Consider the following 16,527-nt stretch of genomic DNA (forward strand, 5'->3'; position numbering starts at 1 on the left):
ATGCGCGCGAACACGAAGCTCGGCGCGACCCATGGCGAGCCGCTCACCGCGCGTCAGGCGGCGCCCGGCTCCGGCGCCATCGGTCCCACCCAAAGCACGCGCCGGGACGGCACGCCCGGCACGCCGCCCTCGGCCATGCCGCCGCGCGCACGCACCGAGCGCCGCAACCGGATCGTCGGGCTGATCCAGTCGCGCGGCGCGATCGGCATCCTGATCCTCGTCTGCGCCGTGGCCGGCGCGATCTTTCCGGACTTCCTGCACGTCGCCAATCTCGCCGACATCGTCTCGGCGGGCTCGTTCCTCGGCCTGATCGCGATCGGCCAGAGCCTCGTGATCATCATGGGCGGATTCGACCTGTCGGTCGGCTCGATGGTCGGCCTCGGCACCGTGATCGCGGCCTACGCGGCGCCCTACGGATGGGGCGCGGCGCTGCTCGCGCCGATCGCCGCCGGCCTCGTGGTCGGCCTCGCGAACGGCGTGCTGATCGCACGGGCGCGGATGGCGCCGTTCATCGTCACGCTCGCCGCGCTGCTCGGCCTGAAGGGCGTCGCGCTCGTGCTCGCGAGCCAGGACCTGCTGATCGAGAATCCCGGCTTCTTCGCGCAGATCGCCAACGGCTCGATCCTCGGCATCAACGACACGATCTGGCTGCTGGTGGGCGCCTACGCGCTCGGCGCGCTGGTGCTGAACGCGACGCCCTACGGCGCGGCGATCTTCGCGATCGGCGGCAACGAGGAGGCCGCGCGCATGCTCGGCGTGCGCGTGGAGCGCGTGAAGATCCTCACCTACGGCGCGAGCGGCGCGCTCGCGGGGCTGGCCGGCGCGCTGCTCGCGTCGCATCTCGACTCGGGCCTGTCGGCCGCGGGCACCGGCTACGAACTGCAGTCGATCGCCGCGGCGGTGATCGGCGGCGTGCTGCTCACGGGCGGCGTCGGCACCATGTCGGGCCCGCTCGCCGGCGTGCTGCTGCTCGGCGTGATCCAGAACGTGATCAACCAGGTCGGCACGCTGAGCCCGTATTACCAGAACCTCGCGAGCGGCGTGTTCCTGCTGATCGCCGTGATCGTGCAGACCGTGCTGACGAGTTCGCGCAGGCGCTGAGGGGGGCTTGAGGGTGTGGCGCGGCGCGGCGGCAGCCGTTGCCTGCGCGCCAGCCATCCGCCGGCCATCATTACGCCGGCCGCGCCGCGATGCCGGCGCGAGCGCGCTGCCCGCGCCGCTACCGTCGCGCCGGGAAGCCCTGCTGGTCGAGGAACGCGGCGACGACGGGCTCCCAGATGTCGGTGCCGCGCGCAAACAGCAGGTGGCCGTTGTCGCCGAACGGCGGCAGCAACCGGTAGTCCGCATTGCCGCCGGCATGGACGAACGCGGCATGCCAGGCGCGGCTGTAGGTCGGGCCGAAGTACTGGTCGTTCTCGGTATAGATCCACAGCATCGGCACGCGCGCCGTCTTGCCGAAGCGCTCGTACATCGCCTCCAGCCGCTCGCCCTGGCACGGCACGCCGGGATGCTCGACGGGATCGCCCCCCGAGCCGCCGGCGAAGTTGACCGCGGCCACCACGCCGTCGGGGTTCCCGGCCGCCACGCCGGTCGTGACGAAGCCGCCGACCGATTGCCCGACGATCACGATCCGGTGCGGATCGACGCGCGGCTGCTGCCTCGCGTAGTCCAGCACGGCGCGCTCCTCGATGCGGGCCGCGTCGATCATCGGCCGGTAATCCTTCTGGCTACACTTGCCGCTGTATTCGGGATCGAACTGCGTGCCGAAGCGGCCGTAGCCGATCCGCGTCGGCTCGAACACCGCGAAGCCGCGTTTGACGAAAAAGGCGGCTTGCCGCGTGTAGCGGAAGCGCGGCGGCGTGCCCCGATCCGTGCCGCTGCGTCCGTGATTGAGGATCAGGATCGGGAACGGGCCGTCGCCGTCCGGCGTGAACTGCGTGACGGCGAGCTTGCCGGCCTCTTCCCTGCCGTAGAAATCCTTGACCGCCACGTCGAGCGTGGTGACGGACTCGTGCAGATCCGCCCTGAGCGGCTCGGCGTGGGCCAGGGAGAGGCACGGGATCAGGAGCGGCAGCGAGGTCCGCAACAGGCGAATGGCGACGGTCATGGGTGGCTCGGCGTAGCGTGAGGGGGTTGCCGTCGATGGTTGTTCCGCGCGACGGGCGCGGCGGCCGGTCGAACCACCCGCTTGCGGTGATTCGAAGAAGCCGGCGGGCTTGCGCGTCGGCGCGGTTCTGTCGTTGCGGATTCGGCGTCGAGATATTACCTGCAATGCCGTCGCCGGGCATCTGGTGTCCCTGGCCGGCTCGCGTCGAATCGCGTGGCGCCGGTCGAGCGCGAGCCAAGGCGCCGCGTGCGGAGCGGATCTCGCGGCCGGGCATTGGAACGGGAGGACGCGCTGCCGCGCAGCGCGCAGATCATGCGCCTGCCGCGACGCGCGGCGGCCGGCTCAATCGTCCGGTTCGGACCCGGACCGCGCACCCGGCCCCCCCCTTCGTCGTCGCTCGCCCCGAACGGCCACCTCAGCCGCGACAGCCGCATCGACAACGCGCCGAGATCGAGCGTCGACGGCGGCTGGCCTGCCGGCGTCGCGGGCTGCGCGCTCGCCGGCGAGCGCGGTGAAGTCGCCCCCGAGACCGTCTCCGGAGCCGGCTTCGCTTCGGGCATGCGGGGCCACGAATGCGTCGTCTCGTGCGGACGATATCGCGCCCACTGACCGTGGTCGCGTTCCCACGGCGCGTCGGTCGCCTGCAGGCGTCGTGTCGCTTTCGATAATGGGTCGCTCAGTGACGGTATGCGTATTCGGCCGGCACTGTGGCGCGGATCGGAGTCCGGCGAGTGAGGAAGGCGCAGTTCGGCCCGAAAAAACGAAGGCTCTCGATCCTGTCTACGCACCCTGGGCGACAGCGAAATGGCACGGCGGGAAGCACGCGCCACGTATCGTGGACGCGCTGCCTGCGACTCGCTACGGCAGGCTGGAGCGGAAGGAGTCGCGCGAACCCGATCGCGGCACCGGTGCCTCGGGCATGCCGTCAATCCAGTATCGTCAACTGGACGGGGTTTTCCGCGGGCAGGATGAAATCGTCGATGCGACCGGCGCGAAGCGCGATGAGCAGACGCCGGCATTCGGCAGCCCGGGCCTGCATCTCGGGAGGCAGCGTGGCGTTCACGACGTCGAGCGCGTTGATTTCCGAGATCAACATGGCGATTGCGCTGCGACGTGCAACAAAGAAGTGATTCATGACCGCTCCAAACGATACAGCGAGGGCGTGCCAGAGCGACTTCAAGCTTCGCGCGGTGGGAGGGACATGATACTTCAGGCTTCGCCTGCGCATGGGCCGCCGGCGCGCGTGCCGGACGCGCGATGAAACGCGGGCTCGCGGGCAGCTGCCGTCGCTGCGCCGGCAGGCTCGCGGGATTCGCATCCCGCGTTGCGGGCCGGCATCGGCGCCATCAATTCGGCGCGACGAGCGCTGGTGGTGGCCACGCCGGGGCACGCCGCATGCGCGGACTCATTCGCGTGGCGATGCATCGTCCGACGGCGCGATATCGAGAAATCGGATCGACGGGCGCAGACCGGGCGACATCGTAAATCGTTGCGTTACGTGTCGCCGGCGTCTTGCTGAAAGGGGGATGGTGCGTGAGGCCGGACTCGAACCGGCACACCCTTGCGGGCGTCAGGACCTAAACCTGGTGCGTCTACCAATTTCGCCACTCACGCACATCGATGTTCGGGAACGCGGCCGCGGTGGGCCCGGCGTCCCGCGAGCACGCCGCCGACGTGGAGTCGGGCGGCCGCCGGAAAGCGCGAAGCGCGAGATTCTAACCGATCTCCCCACGCTTGTCTCTAGGCACCGCACCGATCGGGCGACGATGCTAGAATCGCCGCGCACTCGCCACCCCACGCGGCATCCGGTCCGCTTTGCGCGCCCGATCCGTCCACTCGTAGCCGCCGTCCGTGAATTTCGACGAATACTGCCAGCAAAAGGCCGCCCCACCGGGCTCCAGCGTCTACTACGCGCTCCGTCAGGCGCCGTTCGCCAGCCAGGCGGCGCTGACCGCGCTGTTCGCGCTGCATCGCGAACTCGACGACACGGTGCGCGAGACGAGCGACCCGACCATCGGCCAGACCAAGCTCGCCTGGTGGCGCAACGAGCTGGCCGCGCTCGCCGCGGGCCAGCCTTCGCATCCGGTGTCGCTGGCGCTCGCGAAACATGCCGCTGCGATCGCACGCGACGGCGCCGCGCTGCAGGCGCTCGCCGACGGCTTCGCGATGGATCTCGAGCAGGCACGCTACCTGGATTTCGCGAACCTGCGCCGCTACGTCGAGCGCGTCGGCGGCGCGTTCGCGCGGCTCGTCGCGCAAGCCAGCGCGGGCACGCCCGATGCGGCGCCGGACTGGGCCACCGCGCTCGGCAACGCGCTCACGCTCGCGCGCTTCGTCGAGGACGTCGGCCACGACGCGCGCCACGGCCGCGTCTATCTGCCGATCGACGAACTGCAGCGCTACGAGGTGACGGCCGCGGACCTCATGCATCGCCGCTACGGCCCCGCGTTCACCGAGCTGATGCGCTTCCAGACCGCGCGCGCGCGCGCGGCGCTGCACGAGGCGCTCGACGCGATTCCACCGGCCGAACGCCGCGCGCAACGCACGCTGCGCGCACTCGGCGCGCTCGCGCTCGCGACGCTCGACGAGATCGAGCGCGACGAGTATCAGGTGCTGCACCAGCGCATCGCGCTGACGCCGATCCGCAAGCTCTGGGTGGCGTGGCGCGCGGCCCGGCGGCGCTGATACCCGATACGAAACGGCAGCCCTTGTCAGCCGTTCCGGCCGCACCGACGAGGCAAGCCCCCGTCGCTGTCGACCGCCGCCAAACTCAGGCGCGCAGCAGCGGCAGCGGCGCGAACCGGCCGCGCAGCACCGACGCCGCGTCGATCCCCCACCACGGCCCCAGCACGGTCGCATAGAGCTGCCGGAAATCGACGGCCACCGGCAAATTGCCGTTGCCGTCGAGCCGCGCGAGCGCGGGCGGCTCGCCGTACAGCCCGCCGCGCACGCGCCCGCCCGTCACGAAATGCGGCGCGGCCGTGCCGTGATCGGTGCCGCCGCTCGCGTTCTCGCGCACGCGCCGCCCGAACTCCGCATAGGTCATCACCAGCGTGTCGTTCCAGCGTCCCAGCTCGACGAGCGCCGAACGCATCGCCGCGAGCCCGTCGGCAAGCTGCTTGAGCAGCGCGGCCTGCTGGACCGCCTGATTCTGGTGCGTGTCGAAGCCGTTCAGCGTGAGCCGCATCACGGCCACGCCCTGACCGGTTGCAGGCTGGCGCTGCGGCGTCTCGCACGATGCCAGCACCTGCATCGCGGTCTTCACCGCGGTGCCGAACGGCCCGGCGGGAAACGCGGTGGCGAACGCGAACCCGCCGTCGCGCGGCCGCAGCCGCGCCGCCGCGTTGACGATCTCGTTCTCGACGTCGATCAGGTGCGCGAGCGCGGGGTTGCGCTCGCGCAGCGACACCGGATGGGCGAGCCGCGACGCGCCGAGGAACTGCGCGGGATTGACGAGCACGATCGCGCGCGCGCCGTTGGCGAGCGGCCCCATCTCGGCGCTGCCGAGCACGAGCCCGTCGGCAGCGAAGCCGGGCGGCACCGGCGCCTGCTCGAACGCGCGCGTGAGCCATCCCTCGCCGAGATATTCGTCGGCGCGCGAGGCCGTGTCCCAGATCTCGATCGAGCGGAAGTGCGAGAGGTTCGGCTGCGGATACGAGACGCCCTGCACCACGGCCAGCTCGCGCGCGCGCCAGAGCGGCAGCAGCGCCGCGAGCGACGGATGCAGCGCCGCGTGTTCGTCGAGCGTCAGCAGCGTCTCGCGACGCAGCCCGAGCGTGGGCCGCAGCGTGCGATAGAGCGGATCGGCGTAGGGCACCACGGTGTTCAGGCCGTCGTTGCCGCCCTTCAGCTCGACGAGGATCAGCAGCCGCCTGTCGTCTGCGCTCGCGAGCGGCCCGCCGGCGAACGCCGGCCGCGGCATCCACAGCGAGACGCCGGCGGCGCTTGCCGCGCCGGCCAAGGTCAGGAAATCGCGTCGTTTCATCGTGCCACCCTCGTCACCGTCTGCTGCGTTCGCTTCTCGTTCCGTCGCCTGATCCCGCTCAGCTCAACTGATAGACCGGGTCCATCAGCAGCGCACGCAGATACGCGGCGCCGTTCGCGTCGGCCTCGATCGCGGCGACCGGCAAAATCGGCAGCACCGCGTGCTGCAGCTGCAACTCGGCCGACAGCGTCGGCCGCGCCTGCGGCGTCGTGCCGAACCGCGCGAGCCAGCCGTCGAGATCGAAGCGCATCGCGCCGTTCGCGAGCGGCGCGGCGGCCGGCATGCCCGCCTTGCCCGTGGCCCTCGCCATGGCTGCCGCAGGCGGCTTCGCATGATAGCCGGCGGCGGTCGAGCGAAACATGCGCTCCACGAACTGCTTGCGCGCGAGCAAGGTCGAGCTGTTGATCCAGAGCGGGCCGCCCGGCCAGCCCTTCACGTTCGGCGGCGCGAACAGCCGCTCGCCGAGCGCGTTCAGCACCGGCACGAACTGCGCCGCGTCGCCGTAGTCGAGTTCGAACAGGCGGACCGTGCCCGCCACGAATTCGGTCGGCGCCTTCACATGCACGCCGCGCACCGCATCGCTCCAGAACGCGTCGGTGGCAAACAGCGCCGCGAGCGCCGCGCCGATCTCGTAGCCGCTGTCGCGAAAGCGTGCGGCGACGGTGTCGAGCGCGGCCGGCTCCGGCGTATCGGACACGAACTCGCGCCACAGCTTCGCGGCGACGAAGCGGGCCGTCCCGGGCTGCGCGAGCAGGATGTCGAGCACGCGAGCGGTGTCGAGCGGACCGGTCTCGCCGAGCACGGTCTTGATGCCGTCGTCGTGAAGATTCGGATGCCAAACGGTTTCGAGCGTATCGGCGTCGAGCCCCCAGCCGGTCAGCGCACGGGCCGCGTCGGTCACGTCGTGCTGCGTGTAATGGCCTTCGCCGAGCGTGAACAGCTCCATCACCTCGCGCGCGAAGTTTTCGTTGGGGCGCCCCTTGCGATTGCTCGCGCCGTCGAGATACTGCAGCATCGCCGGGTCGATCGCGACCGCGTGCAGCATCGTGCCGAAATTGCCGAGCGCCTGCGCGCGCAGCAGCCGATGCTGCGCAGCCATGGTGCGCGGATACGGCACCTTGTCCTGCCCCGAGGTGAAATGGCGATGCCAGAACAGCGTCATGCGCTCGGCGAGCGGCGACGGCGTGGCCAGCATCTCGCCGAGCCACCAGGCGCGCAGCGCGTCGTAGCGTTGAGCCTGCAGACGCTGGTCGGCGCGGCGCTGGTCGGGGGTCCAGGCGTTGCGCACCGCGCGCGGCGGCAGCGGCGCGTCGGCCCAGTCGGGCAGCGGCGTCATTGGAGCCTGCCGCGCGGCGGCCAGCAGTGAGTCGACGGCCGCCGCGCGCGTCATGCCGACATAGGGCGCCAGCTCGGCCGGCGTCGGCGAGAAGCCGGTGCGGCCGAGCAGGAAACGCGCGTCGTCCGCATCGAGCGGCACGAGCATCGCGGCTGGCGGGCGCGCACCGGCGAGCGCGCCGGCAGGGTTCGCAACGGTTCCGGATCGATGCATCGTGTGTCCCTCCCCAGTCGATCGGCGATCGACGTTTCGACCGCGATGCCAGTATCGGCAGCGCGCCACTCGTTGCTCAACGGGCCGCCCGGCGACCTCGTTGACGCATCGTGCGCGGGTCAGTGCCGCAAACGTGTAACCAGGCGTCGCAAACGTAACCGCGCCGTCGTGGCGAACACACGGCATCGGCCACGCGGCATGCCGATCGATGTGGAAATGCGCGCAATCAGGCACCGCGCGATGTCACGCGCAGGTAATCGATTGAAATGAGGGACGACGACACGGCGGAGAAACGACGGTGAAACGGCGGAGTGACGACTCACGCCACACAACGAGAACCCAGCCGATGAAGTCAGCGCTTGTACAGTTCGCGCACCGCGTCTTCAATATGCTGTCGGAGCAGATGCCGTTCCTCGGGCGTCATGTGGCCGTCGCGGCGACGCTCGTCGAGATCGGGAGAGACGGCGGAACGGCCGGGCGGATCGTCGAAGCGGTCGAGCTGCGAATCACGCGGCGGCGTCGGTACGTGCGGGCGCGGTGCCCGATGCGACGGCGCGTTGCGCTCGGGGCGCTGCGCGCAGGCAAGGTTCGATGCAAAGAGACCGGCGAACGCGAACGCCAGTGCCCATGCGATCCGGCTCGATCGCATCACCGTGCTCGCTTCTCTGGTCGATTTGTTCCCTTCCTCACGCGGCAACCGTTTACCTCTGGTACTTGAACGAACCCGGCGAATATCGGGCGAACGAACTACGAAAAATCGAGTGGGTGGAGTATCCACTGAATTTCCGCGCCAAGTAAAGGAGTGTCTAACGAGTGGCTTTACTCAACATCGCAGCACGGGTAAATTTTGTAACTGACTGTTACTCGTAAAATCCCGCGCCCGTGCGCCCCTTCGTAATCGCGATAAGATGCCGCCCATGGAAACCAAAAATCCCTCGAAAATCCTCGTCGTGGACGACGATCCCCGCCTGCGCGATCTGCTGCGCCGCTATCTGGGCGAGCAGGGCTTCAACGTCTACGTCGCGGAAAACGCGACCGCCATGAACAAGCTCTGGGTCCGCGAGCGCTTCGACCTGCTCGTGCTCGACCTGATGCTGCCCGGCGAGGACGGCCTGTCGATCTGCCGCCGGCTGCGCGGCAGCAACGACCGCACGCCGATCATCATGCTCACGGCCAAGGGCGAGGACGTCGATCGCATCGTCGGCCTCGAAATGGGCGCGGACGATTACCTGCCGAAGCCGTTCAATCCGCGCGAGCTGGTCGCGCGCATCCACGCGGTGCTGCGCCGCCAGGCGCCGGCCGAACTGCCGGGCGCGCCGTCGGAAACCACCGAGGTGTTCGAGTTCGGCGAGTTCTCGCTGAATCTCGCCACGCGCACGCTGACCAAGTCGGGCCAGGAAATTCCGCTGACCACCGGCGAATTCTCGGTGCTGAAGGTGTTCGCGCGCCATCCGCGCCAGCCGCTGTCGCGCGAGAAGCTGATGGAACTGGCGCGCGGGCGCGAATACGAAGTGTTCGATCGCAGCCTCGACGTGCAGATCTCGCGGCTGCGCAAGCTGATCGAACCTGATCCGGGCAGCCCGCGCTTCATCCAGACCGTCTGGGGCCTCGGCTACGTCTTCATTCCCGACGGCGCCGCCTGATGCCGCCACGCGGGCGCGCTGACTGCGCGTCCGCGGGCTTCCCTTCGCCCAGCCACCGAGACAGTCCGCTCCTATGCGTATTGACCGGCGCCTCCTGACGCTCGTTTTCGGCGGGTTGTTCTGGCGCACCTTCCTGCTGATCGCGCTGCTGATCGCGGTGAGCCTCGCCGCGTGGTTCCAGAGCTTCCGCGTGATCGAGCGCGAGCCGCGCGCGCAGCGCGTGGCGCTGCAGCTCGTCGCCGTGGTGAAGCTCACGCGCACCGCCCTGCTCTACTCCGATCCCGATCTGCGCCGCGCGCTGCTGCAGGATCTGGAAAGCAACGAGGGCGTGCGCGTCTATCCGCGCGAGACCACCGACAAGTTCAAGCTGCAGCCCGACGAGTCGCTCAATCGCCTGATCGAACACGACATCCGCAGCCGGCTCGGCGACGACACCGTGATCGCGCAGTCGGTCAACGACATCCCCGGCGTCTGGATCAGCTTCAAGATCGACGACGACGACTACTGGGTCGCGCTCGACCGCGACCAGCTCGACACCGTCACGGGCCTGCAGTGGGCCGGCTGGGGGCTGTTCGCGCTGGCGCTGTCGCTGCTCGGCTCGGCGTTCATCACGAGCCTCGTGAACCAGCCGTTCTCGCGGCTCGCGCATGCGGCGCGCAAGGTCGGCGCGGGGCAGATGCCCGAGCCGCTGCCCGAGCGCGGCATGGGCGTGGCGGCCGAGACGAACCGCAGCTTCAACCAGATGGTGCGCGACCTCGAACAGCTCGACGCCGATCGCGCGCTGATGCTCGCGGGCATCTCGCACGACCTGCGCACGCCGCTCGCGCGGCTGCGGCTCGAGACCGAGATGAGCCCGTCCGACCAGGCCACCAAGGACGCGATGGTGGACGACATCGAGCAGATGGACCGCATCATCGCCGCGTTCATCGACTACGCGCGGCCGCTCCAGCAGCGCACGCTGGAGCCGGTGGACCTGTCGCTGATCGCGCACGACGTGGGCGCGCGCCTCGCCAACGAGGACGGCGTGCAGATCACCACGCGGCTCGCGCCGGCCGCCGTGGTGGAGGCCGACGAGACCGACATGCGCCGCGTGATCGGCAACCTGGTCGAGAACGCGCGCAAGTACGGCCTGAGCCAGGCCGACGGCATCGCCCGCATCACGATCGAGACGCGCGCCTCGCATGCGCGCGTGGAGGTGGTGGTGCGCGACGAGGGCCCCGGCATTCCCGACGACCAGCTGCCGCTCGTGATGCGGCCGTTCTATCGCGTCGACGCCGCGCGCAGCAACGCGGACGGCACCGGCCTCGGCATGGCGATCGTGCTGCGGCTGGTGGGCCGCTATCGCGGCACGCTGAAGCTGCGCAACCGCGCGCCGGAGCCGGGCCTCGAGGTGTCGCTCGACTTCCCGACCGGCAAGGCCGCCCGCACGCCGGCCTGAGCCGCGCCATCCGGCCACCGCGCCCGTGCTTGATGGCGCCCCTGAAATGCCGGCGCGAACCATCTATAGTCGTGGTACCCGCTGCCGCCGCGCCGGCAGCCCGACTCCCCCTCACCGGAACGAGCGCCCATGAAAACCGTCGGCGACCTGCTCGACACCTTCACCGTCACGGCCGCGAAGCCGGGCTTCAACGATCCCGAGGAAAACGGCCAGTCGGCCTTCGAGACGATCACCGAAGCCTCGTTTCCGGGCAAGTGGAAGGTGTTCTACTTCTATTCGAAGGATTTCTCGCCGGTCTGCGCCGCCGAGATCGTCGAATTCGGCCGGCTGCGCGACGCGTTCGAGCAGCGCGACGCCGTGCTGCTCGGCGGCAGCGCCGACAACGAACTCGTGAAGCTCGCCTGGCGCCGCGCGCATCCGGGCCTCGACCGGCTCAATCACCATGCGTTCGGCGACGTGAAGGGCGAACTGATCGACCAGCTCGGGATTCGCGACCACGATGCCGGCGTCGCGCTGCGCGCGACCTTCATCGTCGATGCCGACAACACGATCCAGCACGTCTCGGTCAACAGCCTCGACGTGGGCCGCAATCCCGCGGAGATCCTGCGCACGCTCGAAGCGCTGCAAACCGGCGAGCCCTGCCCGCCCGTGTCGGCCGCCGGCGACCCGCGGCCGTAGGCGCCGCCGCCCGCGCCGGCCATCAATCCCTCCATCGCAGGCCCCAAACGACGACGCCCCGCGAGCGGTTCGCGGGGCGTCGTGTTTCAGCAGCGCGGGCAGGCAAGCACGAGGCCCGCGTGCCCGGCAGGGCGGAAGGCGGCCTACGCCGCGCCGCGCACCAGCAGTGCGGCGGCCTGCGCCTCGATGCCCTCGCCGCGGCCGAGATAGCCGAGCTTCTCGTTGGTCTTCGCCTTCACGTTGACGCGGTCGAGCGGCAGGCCGAGATCCTCGGCGATGTTCGCGCGCATCGCATCGATGTGCGGCGCGAGCTTCGGCGCCTGCGCGATCACGGTGGTGTCGACATTGCCGATCGTAAAGCCGGCGGCGGCCACGCGCTTCGCGCATTCGCGCAGCAGCACGCGGCTGTCGGCGCCCTTGAACTGCGGGTCGGTGTCCGAGAAGTGGCGGCCGATGTCGCCGAGCGCGGCGGCGCCGAACAGCGCGTCGGTCAGCGCGTGCAGCAGCACGTCGGCGTCCGAGTGGCCGAGCAGGCCGCGTTCGTAGGGGATCGTCACGCCGCCGATGATGAGCGGCCGGCCGGGAACCAGCTGGTGTACGTCGTAGCCTTGTCCGATTCTGATGTCCATGCGGTGTCTGGTTCGTGGTGGAAGGGGTTCAGGAGGCGCGCGCGGGCCGTGACAGGAATGCCTCGGCCAGCTCGAAATCCTCGGGGTACGTGACCTTGAAGTTGCGCAGGTTGCCCTGCACCACGCGCGGCGCGTGGCCGGCCCACTCGATCGCGCTGGCTTCGTCGGTCAGGTCGTGGCCGTCGCGCTGCGCGGCGAGGATCGCCTCGCGCAGCATGCCGATCCGGAACATCTGCGGCGTCTGGGCCTGCCAGAGGCCGTCGCGCGCCTCGGTCCGGGCGATCTCGTCGCCGCCGGCCGGCACGCGCTTCAAGGTATCGGCCACCGGCAGCGCGACGATGCCGCCCACCGGGTCGTCCTTCAGCGTCGCGACCAGCGTGCGGATCAGCGCCGGCGTGATGCCGGGGCGCGCCGCGTCGTGGACCAGCACCCAGTCGGCGTCGGTCGCGCCGAACCCGGCCAGCTCCAGCAGGCCGTTGAGCACCGAGGCCTGGCGCGAGGCGCCGCCGCAGCGGCTGACCGCGAAACGCAGGCCGGCGAAGCGGCGCGCGTCGAAGTGAGCATCGTCGGGCGAGATCACCACCAGCGTCTGCGAGAACTCGCTGAGCGCGTCGAACGCGGCGAGCGTGTAGTGCAGCAGCGCGCGTCCGGCCAGCGTGCGGTACTGCTTGGGCAGGGCCGAGCCGGAGCGGCTGCCGGTGCCGGCGCAGGGAATCAGGGCAAAAAGTCGGGGAGTCACGGGAGCGGAGCGCCGGAAATAGGGAAATCGAGAGACGGATTTTATAATAGGTCTTTCGCCTCGGCCGCCGTGCCGCTCGCCGCCGTACACGGCGCCTGCCATCCAGCCCCGTCCATGCCAGAAAACGCCAGCTTTCCGCCGTCCCCCGTCGCCCTCGTCAAAGCGGGTCAGCGCTTCGCCTTCGACGGCGCGCCCGGCTCCGCCGACGCCCTCGCGATCGCCCGCTACCTCGCCGCGCACAAGGCCCAGGTGCCGCTTCTCGCGGTGATCTGCGCGAACCCGTCCGACGCGCAGCGGCTGTCCCACGAGATCGGCTTCTTCGCGCCCGAGGCGCGCGTGCGGCTGCTGCCCGACTGGGAAACGCTGCCCTACGACACCTTCTCGCCGCACCAGGACCTGGTCTCGGAGCGGCTGGCCACGCTGCACGACCTCGGCGAAGGCCGCTGCGACATCCTGCTCGTGCCGGCCACCACGGCGCTCTACCGGATGCCGCCCGCCTCGTTCCTGGCCGCCTACACGTTCGCGTTCACGCAGGGCGAGCGGCTCGACGAGTCGAAATTCAAGGCGCAGCTGACGCTGGCCGGCTACGAGCACGTGAGCCAGGTGGTTCGCCCCGGCGAATATTGCGTGCGCGGCTCGCTGATCGACCTGTTCCCGATGGGCTCGCCGCTGCCCTACCGGATCGACCTGTTCGACGACCAGATCGATTCGATCCGCGCGTTCGACCCGGACACGCAGCGCAGTCTCTATCCGGTGCGCGACGTGCGCCTGCTGCCGGGCCGCGAATTCCCGTTCGACGAGGCCGCGCGCACCGCATTCCGCAGCCGCTGGCGCGAGACCTTCGAGGGCGACCCGAGCCGCGCGCCGATCTATCGCGACATCGGCAACGGCGTGCCGTCGGCCGGCATCGAGTACTACCTGCCGCTGTTCTTCGACGACACGGCCACGCTGTTCCACTACCTGCCCGAGCATGCGCAGCTGGTATTCACGGGCGACCTCGACACGGCGATCCGCCGCTTCACGGCCGACACGAAACAGCGCTACACGTTCCTCTCGCACGACCGCGAGCGGCCGATCCTCGAGCCGCAGCGGCTGTTCCTCAGCGACGACGATTTCTACACGCTCGCCAAGCCGTTCGCGCGCGTGGTGCTGCCCGCGCAGGCCGCCGGCGGCTGGGCCACCACGCTGCCGCCGCTCGCGCTCGAACGGCAGGCCGACGACCCGGTGGCCAGCTTCCGCCGCTATCTGCAGACCACCCCGAACCGCGTGCTGTTCACCGTTGAATCGGCGGGCCGCCGCGAAACGCTCGCGCAGCTGTTCGCCGAAAACGGCCTGAAGCCGGCCGGCAACGACAGCTATGCGTCGTGGCTGGCCAGCGACGAACGCTTCGCGCTCGGCGTGGCGCCGCTCACGAGCGGCTTCGCGGTGCCGGGCGAAGGCTACGCGATCGTCACCGAGACCGAGCTGTACGGCTCGACCGGCCGCCGCTCGGGGCGCCGCCGCCAGGAGCAGGCCAGCAACGTCGACGCGATGGTGCGCGACCTCTCGGAGCTGAAGGTGGGCGACCCGGTGGTCCACACGCAGCACGGCATCGGCCGCTACATGGGGCTGGTCTCGATGGATCTCGGCGAGGGCGAGACCGAGTTCCTGCATCTCGAGTACGCGGGCGACAGCAAGCTCTACGTGCCGGTCGCGCAGCTGCACGTGATCTCGCGCTACAGCGGCGCCGATCCCGACAGCGCGCCGCTGCACCAGCTCGGCTCGGGCCAGTGGGAGCGCGCCAAGCGCAAGGCGGCCCAGCAGATCCGCGACACCGCCGCCGAGCTGCTGAACCTCTACGCGCGGCGCGCCGCGCGCGAGGGCCATGCGTTCGCGCTCGAACCGCGCGACTACGTGAAGTTCGCCGAGAGCTTCGGCTTCGAGGAAACGCCCGACCAGGCCGCCGCGATCGCGGCCGTGATCGGCGACATGACGAGCGGCAAGCCGATGGACCGCCTGGTGTGCGGCGACGTCGGCTTCGGCAAGACCGAGGTGGCGCTGCGCGCCGCGTTCATCGCCGTGATGGGCGGCAAGCAGGTGGCGCTGCTCTCGCCCACCACGCTGCTCGCCGAACAGCACACCCAGACCTTCATCGACCGCTTCGCCGACTGGCCGGTGCGGGTGGCCGAGCTGTCGCGCTTCAAGTCCACCAAGGAAGTCAACGCGGCGATCCAGCAGATCAACGAGGGCAGCGTCGACATCGTGATCGGCACCCACAAGCTGCTGTCCTCGGACGTGCAGTTCAAGCGGCTCGGGCTCGTCATCATCGACGAGGAACATCGCTTCGGGGTGCGCCAGAAGGAGGCGCTGAAGGCGCTGCGCGCCGAGGTGGACGTGCTGACGCTGACCGCCACGCCGATCCCGCGCACGCTCGGCATGGCGCTGGAAGGCCTGCGCGATTTCTCGGTGATCGCCACCGCGCCGCAGAAGCGGCTCGCGATCAAGACCTTCGTGCGGCGCGAGGAGGAAAGCGTGATCCGCGAGGCGATGCTGCGCGAGCTCAAGCGTGGCGGCCAGGTGTACTTCCTGCACAACGAGGTCGAGACGATCGAGAACCGCAAGACGATGCTGGAGGCGCTGGTGCCCGAGGCGCGCATCTCGATCGCGCACGGCCAGATGCACGAGCGCGAACTCGAACGCGTGATGCGCGAGTTCGTCGGCCAGCGCACCAACGTGCTGCTCTGCACGACCATCATCGAGACCGGCATCGACGTGCCGAGCGCGAACACCATCATCATGCATCGCGCCGACAAGTTCGGCCTCGCGCAGCTGCACCAGCTGCGCGGTCGCGTCGGGCGCTCGCACCACCAGGCCTACGCCTACCTGCTGGTGCATGATCCGCAGGCGCTCACCAAGCAGGCGCAGCGGCGGCTCGAGGCGATCCAGCAGATGGAGGAACTCGGTTCGGGCTTCTACCTCGCGATGCACGACCTCGAGATCCGCGGCACCGGCGAGGTGCTCGGCGACAAGCAGTCGGGCGAGATCCACGAGATTGGCTTCCAGCTCTACACCGAGATGCTCAACGACGCGGTGAAGGCGCTCAAGAACGGCCGCGAGCCGGACCTGCTCGCGCCGCTCGCGGCCACCACCGAGATCAACCTGCACACGCCGGCGATCCTGCCCGCCGACTATTGCGGCGACGTGCAGGAACGGCTCTCGCTGTACAAGCGGCTCGCCAACTGCGAGGAAGGCGACGCGATCGACGCGATCCAGGAGGAGCTGATCGACCGCTTCGGCAAGCTGCCGCCGCAGGCTCACGCGCTGGTCGAGACGCACCGGCTGCGGCTCGCGGCCAAGCCGCTCGGCATCAGCAAGATCGACGCGAGCGAGGCCGCGATCGGCATGCAGTTCGTGCCGAACCCGCCGATCGACCCGATGCGCATCATCGAGATGGTGCAGAAGCACCGCCATGTGAAGCTGGCCGGCCAGGACAAGCTGCGCATCGAGACGCGCACGCCGGACCTGGCGATCCGCGTGTCGACGGTCAAGGAAACGCTGCGCGCGCTGGGGCAGCCGTCCACGGGGCGCGCCGCCGCGCCGGCGCGCTGAGGCACCGGCCAGCTGGCACGCGGCGAGCGGGACGCGCCGGGCCCTGGGCGGGACCGGCGGCGGACGCCGCAGCGGCGCATCCGTCGCCGCCACGCCGCCTTGCGCCGCTCGCGCGCCGCCCGACGGTGAGAAAACACCCCGTGCTGCGCCGCAAGGCGCCGCGCGAGCGCG

14 protein-coding genes and 1 tRNA gene are annotated in these 16,527 nt (G+C 70.0%); 7 read left to right on the forward strand and 8 right to left on the reverse strand.

Features of this window, described 5'->3' with window-relative positions:
* Entirely contained in the window at nucleotides 1-1,101 is a 1,101-nt protein-coding gene (locus BpN12_RS26465) for an ABC transporter permease (RefSeq protein WP_246795171.1), read from the forward strand.
* 118 nt (nucleotides 1,102-1,219) lie between these two features.
* On the opposite strand, the gene BpN12_RS26470 is transcribed toward BpN12_RS26465, so the two are convergent.
* On the reverse strand, nucleotides 1,220-2,107 hold the full coding sequence (locus BpN12_RS26470; protein WP_246795172.1) for an alpha/beta hydrolase family protein: 888 nt from the start codon (nucleotides 2,105-2,107) through the stop codon (nucleotides 1,220-1,222).
* Nucleotides 2,108-2,380: 273 nt separating this feature from the next.
* Between BpN12_RS26470 and BpN12_RS26475 the strand changes: the two genes are divergently transcribed.
* Nucleotides 2,381-2,716, forward strand: a complete 336-nt coding sequence (locus BpN12_RS26475; RefSeq protein WP_246795173.1) for a hypothetical protein — start codon at nucleotides 2,381-2,383, stop codon at nucleotides 2,714-2,716.
* A 316-nt stretch (nucleotides 2,717-3,032) separates the two neighbouring features.
* Here the strand turns inward: BpN12_RS26475 and BpN12_RS26480 are convergent, their stop codons facing one another.
* Together BpN12_RS26480 and BpN12_RS26485 are read right to left on the reverse strand one after the other, a co-directional pair.
* Complete coding sequence (locus BpN12_RS26480; protein WP_246795174.1) at nucleotides 3,033-3,242, reverse strand: hypothetical protein; 210 nt, start codon at nucleotides 3,240-3,242, stop codon at nucleotides 3,033-3,035.
* Between the two features lie 392 nt (nucleotides 3,243-3,634).
* A tRNA-Leu gene (locus tag BpN12_RS26485) sits at nucleotides 3,635-3,721 on the reverse strand.
* A gap of 237 nt (nucleotides 3,722-3,958) precedes the next feature.
* Here BpN12_RS26485 and hpnD point away from each other — a divergent pair.
* Complete coding sequence (gene hpnD / locus BpN12_RS26490; protein WP_246795175.1) at nucleotides 3,959-4,792, forward strand: presqualene diphosphate synthase HpnD; 834 nt, start codon at nucleotides 3,959-3,961, stop codon at nucleotides 4,790-4,792.
* Nucleotides 4,793-4,877: 85 nt separating this feature from the next.
* Here hpnD and BpN12_RS26495 read toward each other — a convergent pair whose 3' ends face one another.
* The 3 genes from BpN12_RS26495 to BpN12_RS26505 form a co-directional block, all read right to left on the reverse strand.
* Nucleotides 4,878-6,092, reverse strand: coding sequence for a DUF1501 domain-containing protein (locus BpN12_RS26495; protein ID WP_246795176.1), 1,215 nt, complete (start codon nucleotides 6,090-6,092; stop codon nucleotides 4,878-4,880).
* 58 nt (nucleotides 6,093-6,150) lie between these two features.
* On the reverse strand, nucleotides 6,151-7,641 hold the full coding sequence (locus tag BpN12_RS26500; RefSeq protein ID WP_425306326.1) for a DUF1800 domain-containing protein: 1,491 nt from the start codon (nucleotides 7,639-7,641) through the stop codon (nucleotides 6,151-6,153).
* 352 nt (nucleotides 7,642-7,993) lie between these two features.
* Nucleotides 7,994-8,290 (reverse strand): hypothetical protein, encoded by a 297-nt coding sequence (locus BpN12_RS26505; RefSeq protein WP_246798019.1) that lies wholly within the window; start codon nucleotides 8,288-8,290, stop codon nucleotides 7,994-7,996.
* 259 nt (nucleotides 8,291-8,549) lie between these two features.
* Here BpN12_RS26505 and ompR point away from each other — a divergent pair, with 259 nt between their 5' ends.
* The 3 genes from ompR (at nucleotide 8,550) to BpN12_RS26520 (ending at nucleotide 11,400) form a co-directional block, all read left to right on the forward strand.
* A complete protein-coding gene (ompR, locus tag BpN12_RS26510) occupies nucleotides 8,550-9,284 on the forward strand; it encodes an osmolarity response regulator transcription factor OmpR (RefSeq protein WP_015875381.1) in 735 nt (244 codons plus the stop codon).
* A gap of 73 nt (nucleotides 9,285-9,357) precedes the next feature.
* Nucleotides 9,358-10,722: an ATP-binding protein gene (locus BpN12_RS26515; RefSeq protein ID WP_246795177.1), complete on the forward strand. Its 1,365-nt coding sequence runs from the start codon at nucleotides 9,358-9,360 to the stop codon at nucleotides 10,720-10,722.
* A gap of 129 nt (nucleotides 10,723-10,851) precedes the next feature.
* Nucleotides 10,852-11,400 carry a redoxin domain-containing protein gene (locus BpN12_RS26520; RefSeq protein WP_246795178.1) on the forward strand — a complete coding sequence of 183 codons (549 nt, stop codon included), beginning with the start codon at nucleotides 10,852-10,854 and terminating at the stop codon, nucleotides 11,398-11,400.
* A gap of 143 nt (nucleotides 11,401-11,543) precedes the next feature.
* On the opposite strand, the gene ispF is transcribed toward BpN12_RS26520, so the two are convergent.
* Nucleotides 11,544-12,029, reverse strand: coding sequence for a 2-C-methyl-D-erythritol 2,4-cyclodiphosphate synthase (gene ispF / locus BpN12_RS26525; protein ID WP_042625294.1), 486 nt, complete (start codon nucleotides 12,027-12,029; stop codon nucleotides 11,544-11,546).
* Between the two features lie 28 nt (nucleotides 12,030-12,057).
* Nucleotides 12,058-12,768, reverse strand: a complete 711-nt coding sequence (ispD, locus tag BpN12_RS26530) for a 2-C-methyl-D-erythritol 4-phosphate cytidylyltransferase (protein WP_246795179.1) — start codon at nucleotides 12,766-12,768, stop codon at nucleotides 12,058-12,060.
* A 114-nt stretch (nucleotides 12,769-12,882) separates the two neighbouring features.
* On the opposite strand from ispD, the gene mfd reads away from it, so the two are divergent.
* The gene (mfd, locus tag BpN12_RS26535) at nucleotides 12,883-16,356 is read left to right on the forward strand and encodes a transcription-repair coupling factor (RefSeq protein ID WP_246795180.1); all 3,474 of its coding nucleotides are present in this window, start codon (nucleotides 12,883-12,885) and stop codon (nucleotides 16,354-16,356) included.
* Nucleotides 16,357-16,527 lie beyond the last annotated feature (171 nt).

The organism is Burkholderia perseverans (assembly GCF_022870505.1).
Taxonomy (GTDB): domain Bacteria; phylum Pseudomonadota; class Gammaproteobacteria; order Burkholderiales; family Burkholderiaceae; genus Burkholderia; species Burkholderia plantarii.

Excerpts from the sequence above, each read along its gene's own strand:
- BpN12_RS26465 (WP_246795171.1), top strand. The coding sequence starts at position 1 with ATGCGCGCGAACACGAAGCTCGGCGCGACCCATGGCGAGCCGCTCACC.
- BpN12_RS26470 (WP_246795172.1), bottom strand. The coding sequence starts at position 2,107 with ATGACCGTCGCCATTCGCCTGTTGCGGACCTCGCTGCCGCTCCTGATC.
- BpN12_RS26480 (WP_246795174.1), bottom strand. The coding sequence starts at position 3,242 with ATGAATCACTTCTTTGTTGCACGTCGCAGCGCAATCGCCATGTTGATC.
- BpN12_RS26495 (WP_246795176.1), bottom strand. The coding sequence starts at position 6,092 with ATGAAACGACGCGATTTCCTGACCTTGGCCGGCGCGGCAAGCGCCGCC.
- BpN12_RS26500 (WP_425306326.1), bottom strand. The coding sequence starts at position 7,641 with ATGCATCGATCCGGAACCGTTGCGAACCCTGCCGGCGCGCTCGCCGGT.
- BpN12_RS26505 (WP_246798019.1), bottom strand. The coding sequence starts at position 8,290 with ATGCGATCGAGCCGGATCGCATGGGCACTGGCGTTCGCGTTCGCCGGT.
- ompR (WP_015875381.1), top strand. The coding sequence starts at position 8,550 with ATGCCGCCCATGGAAACCAAAAATCCCTCGAAAATCCTCGTCGTGGAC.
- BpN12_RS26515 (WP_246795177.1), top strand. The coding sequence starts at position 9,358 with ATGCGTATTGACCGGCGCCTCCTGACGCTCGTTTTCGGCGGGTTGTTC.
- BpN12_RS26520 (WP_246795178.1), top strand. The coding sequence starts at position 10,852 with ATGAAAACCGTCGGCGACCTGCTCGACACCTTCACCGTCACGGCCGCG.
- ispF (WP_042625294.1), bottom strand. The coding sequence starts at position 12,029 with ATGGACATCAGAATCGGACAAGGCTACGACGTACACCAGCTGGTTCCC.
- mfd (WP_246795180.1), top strand. The coding sequence starts at position 12,883 with ATGCCAGAAAACGCCAGCTTTCCGCCGTCCCCCGTCGCCCTCGTCAAA.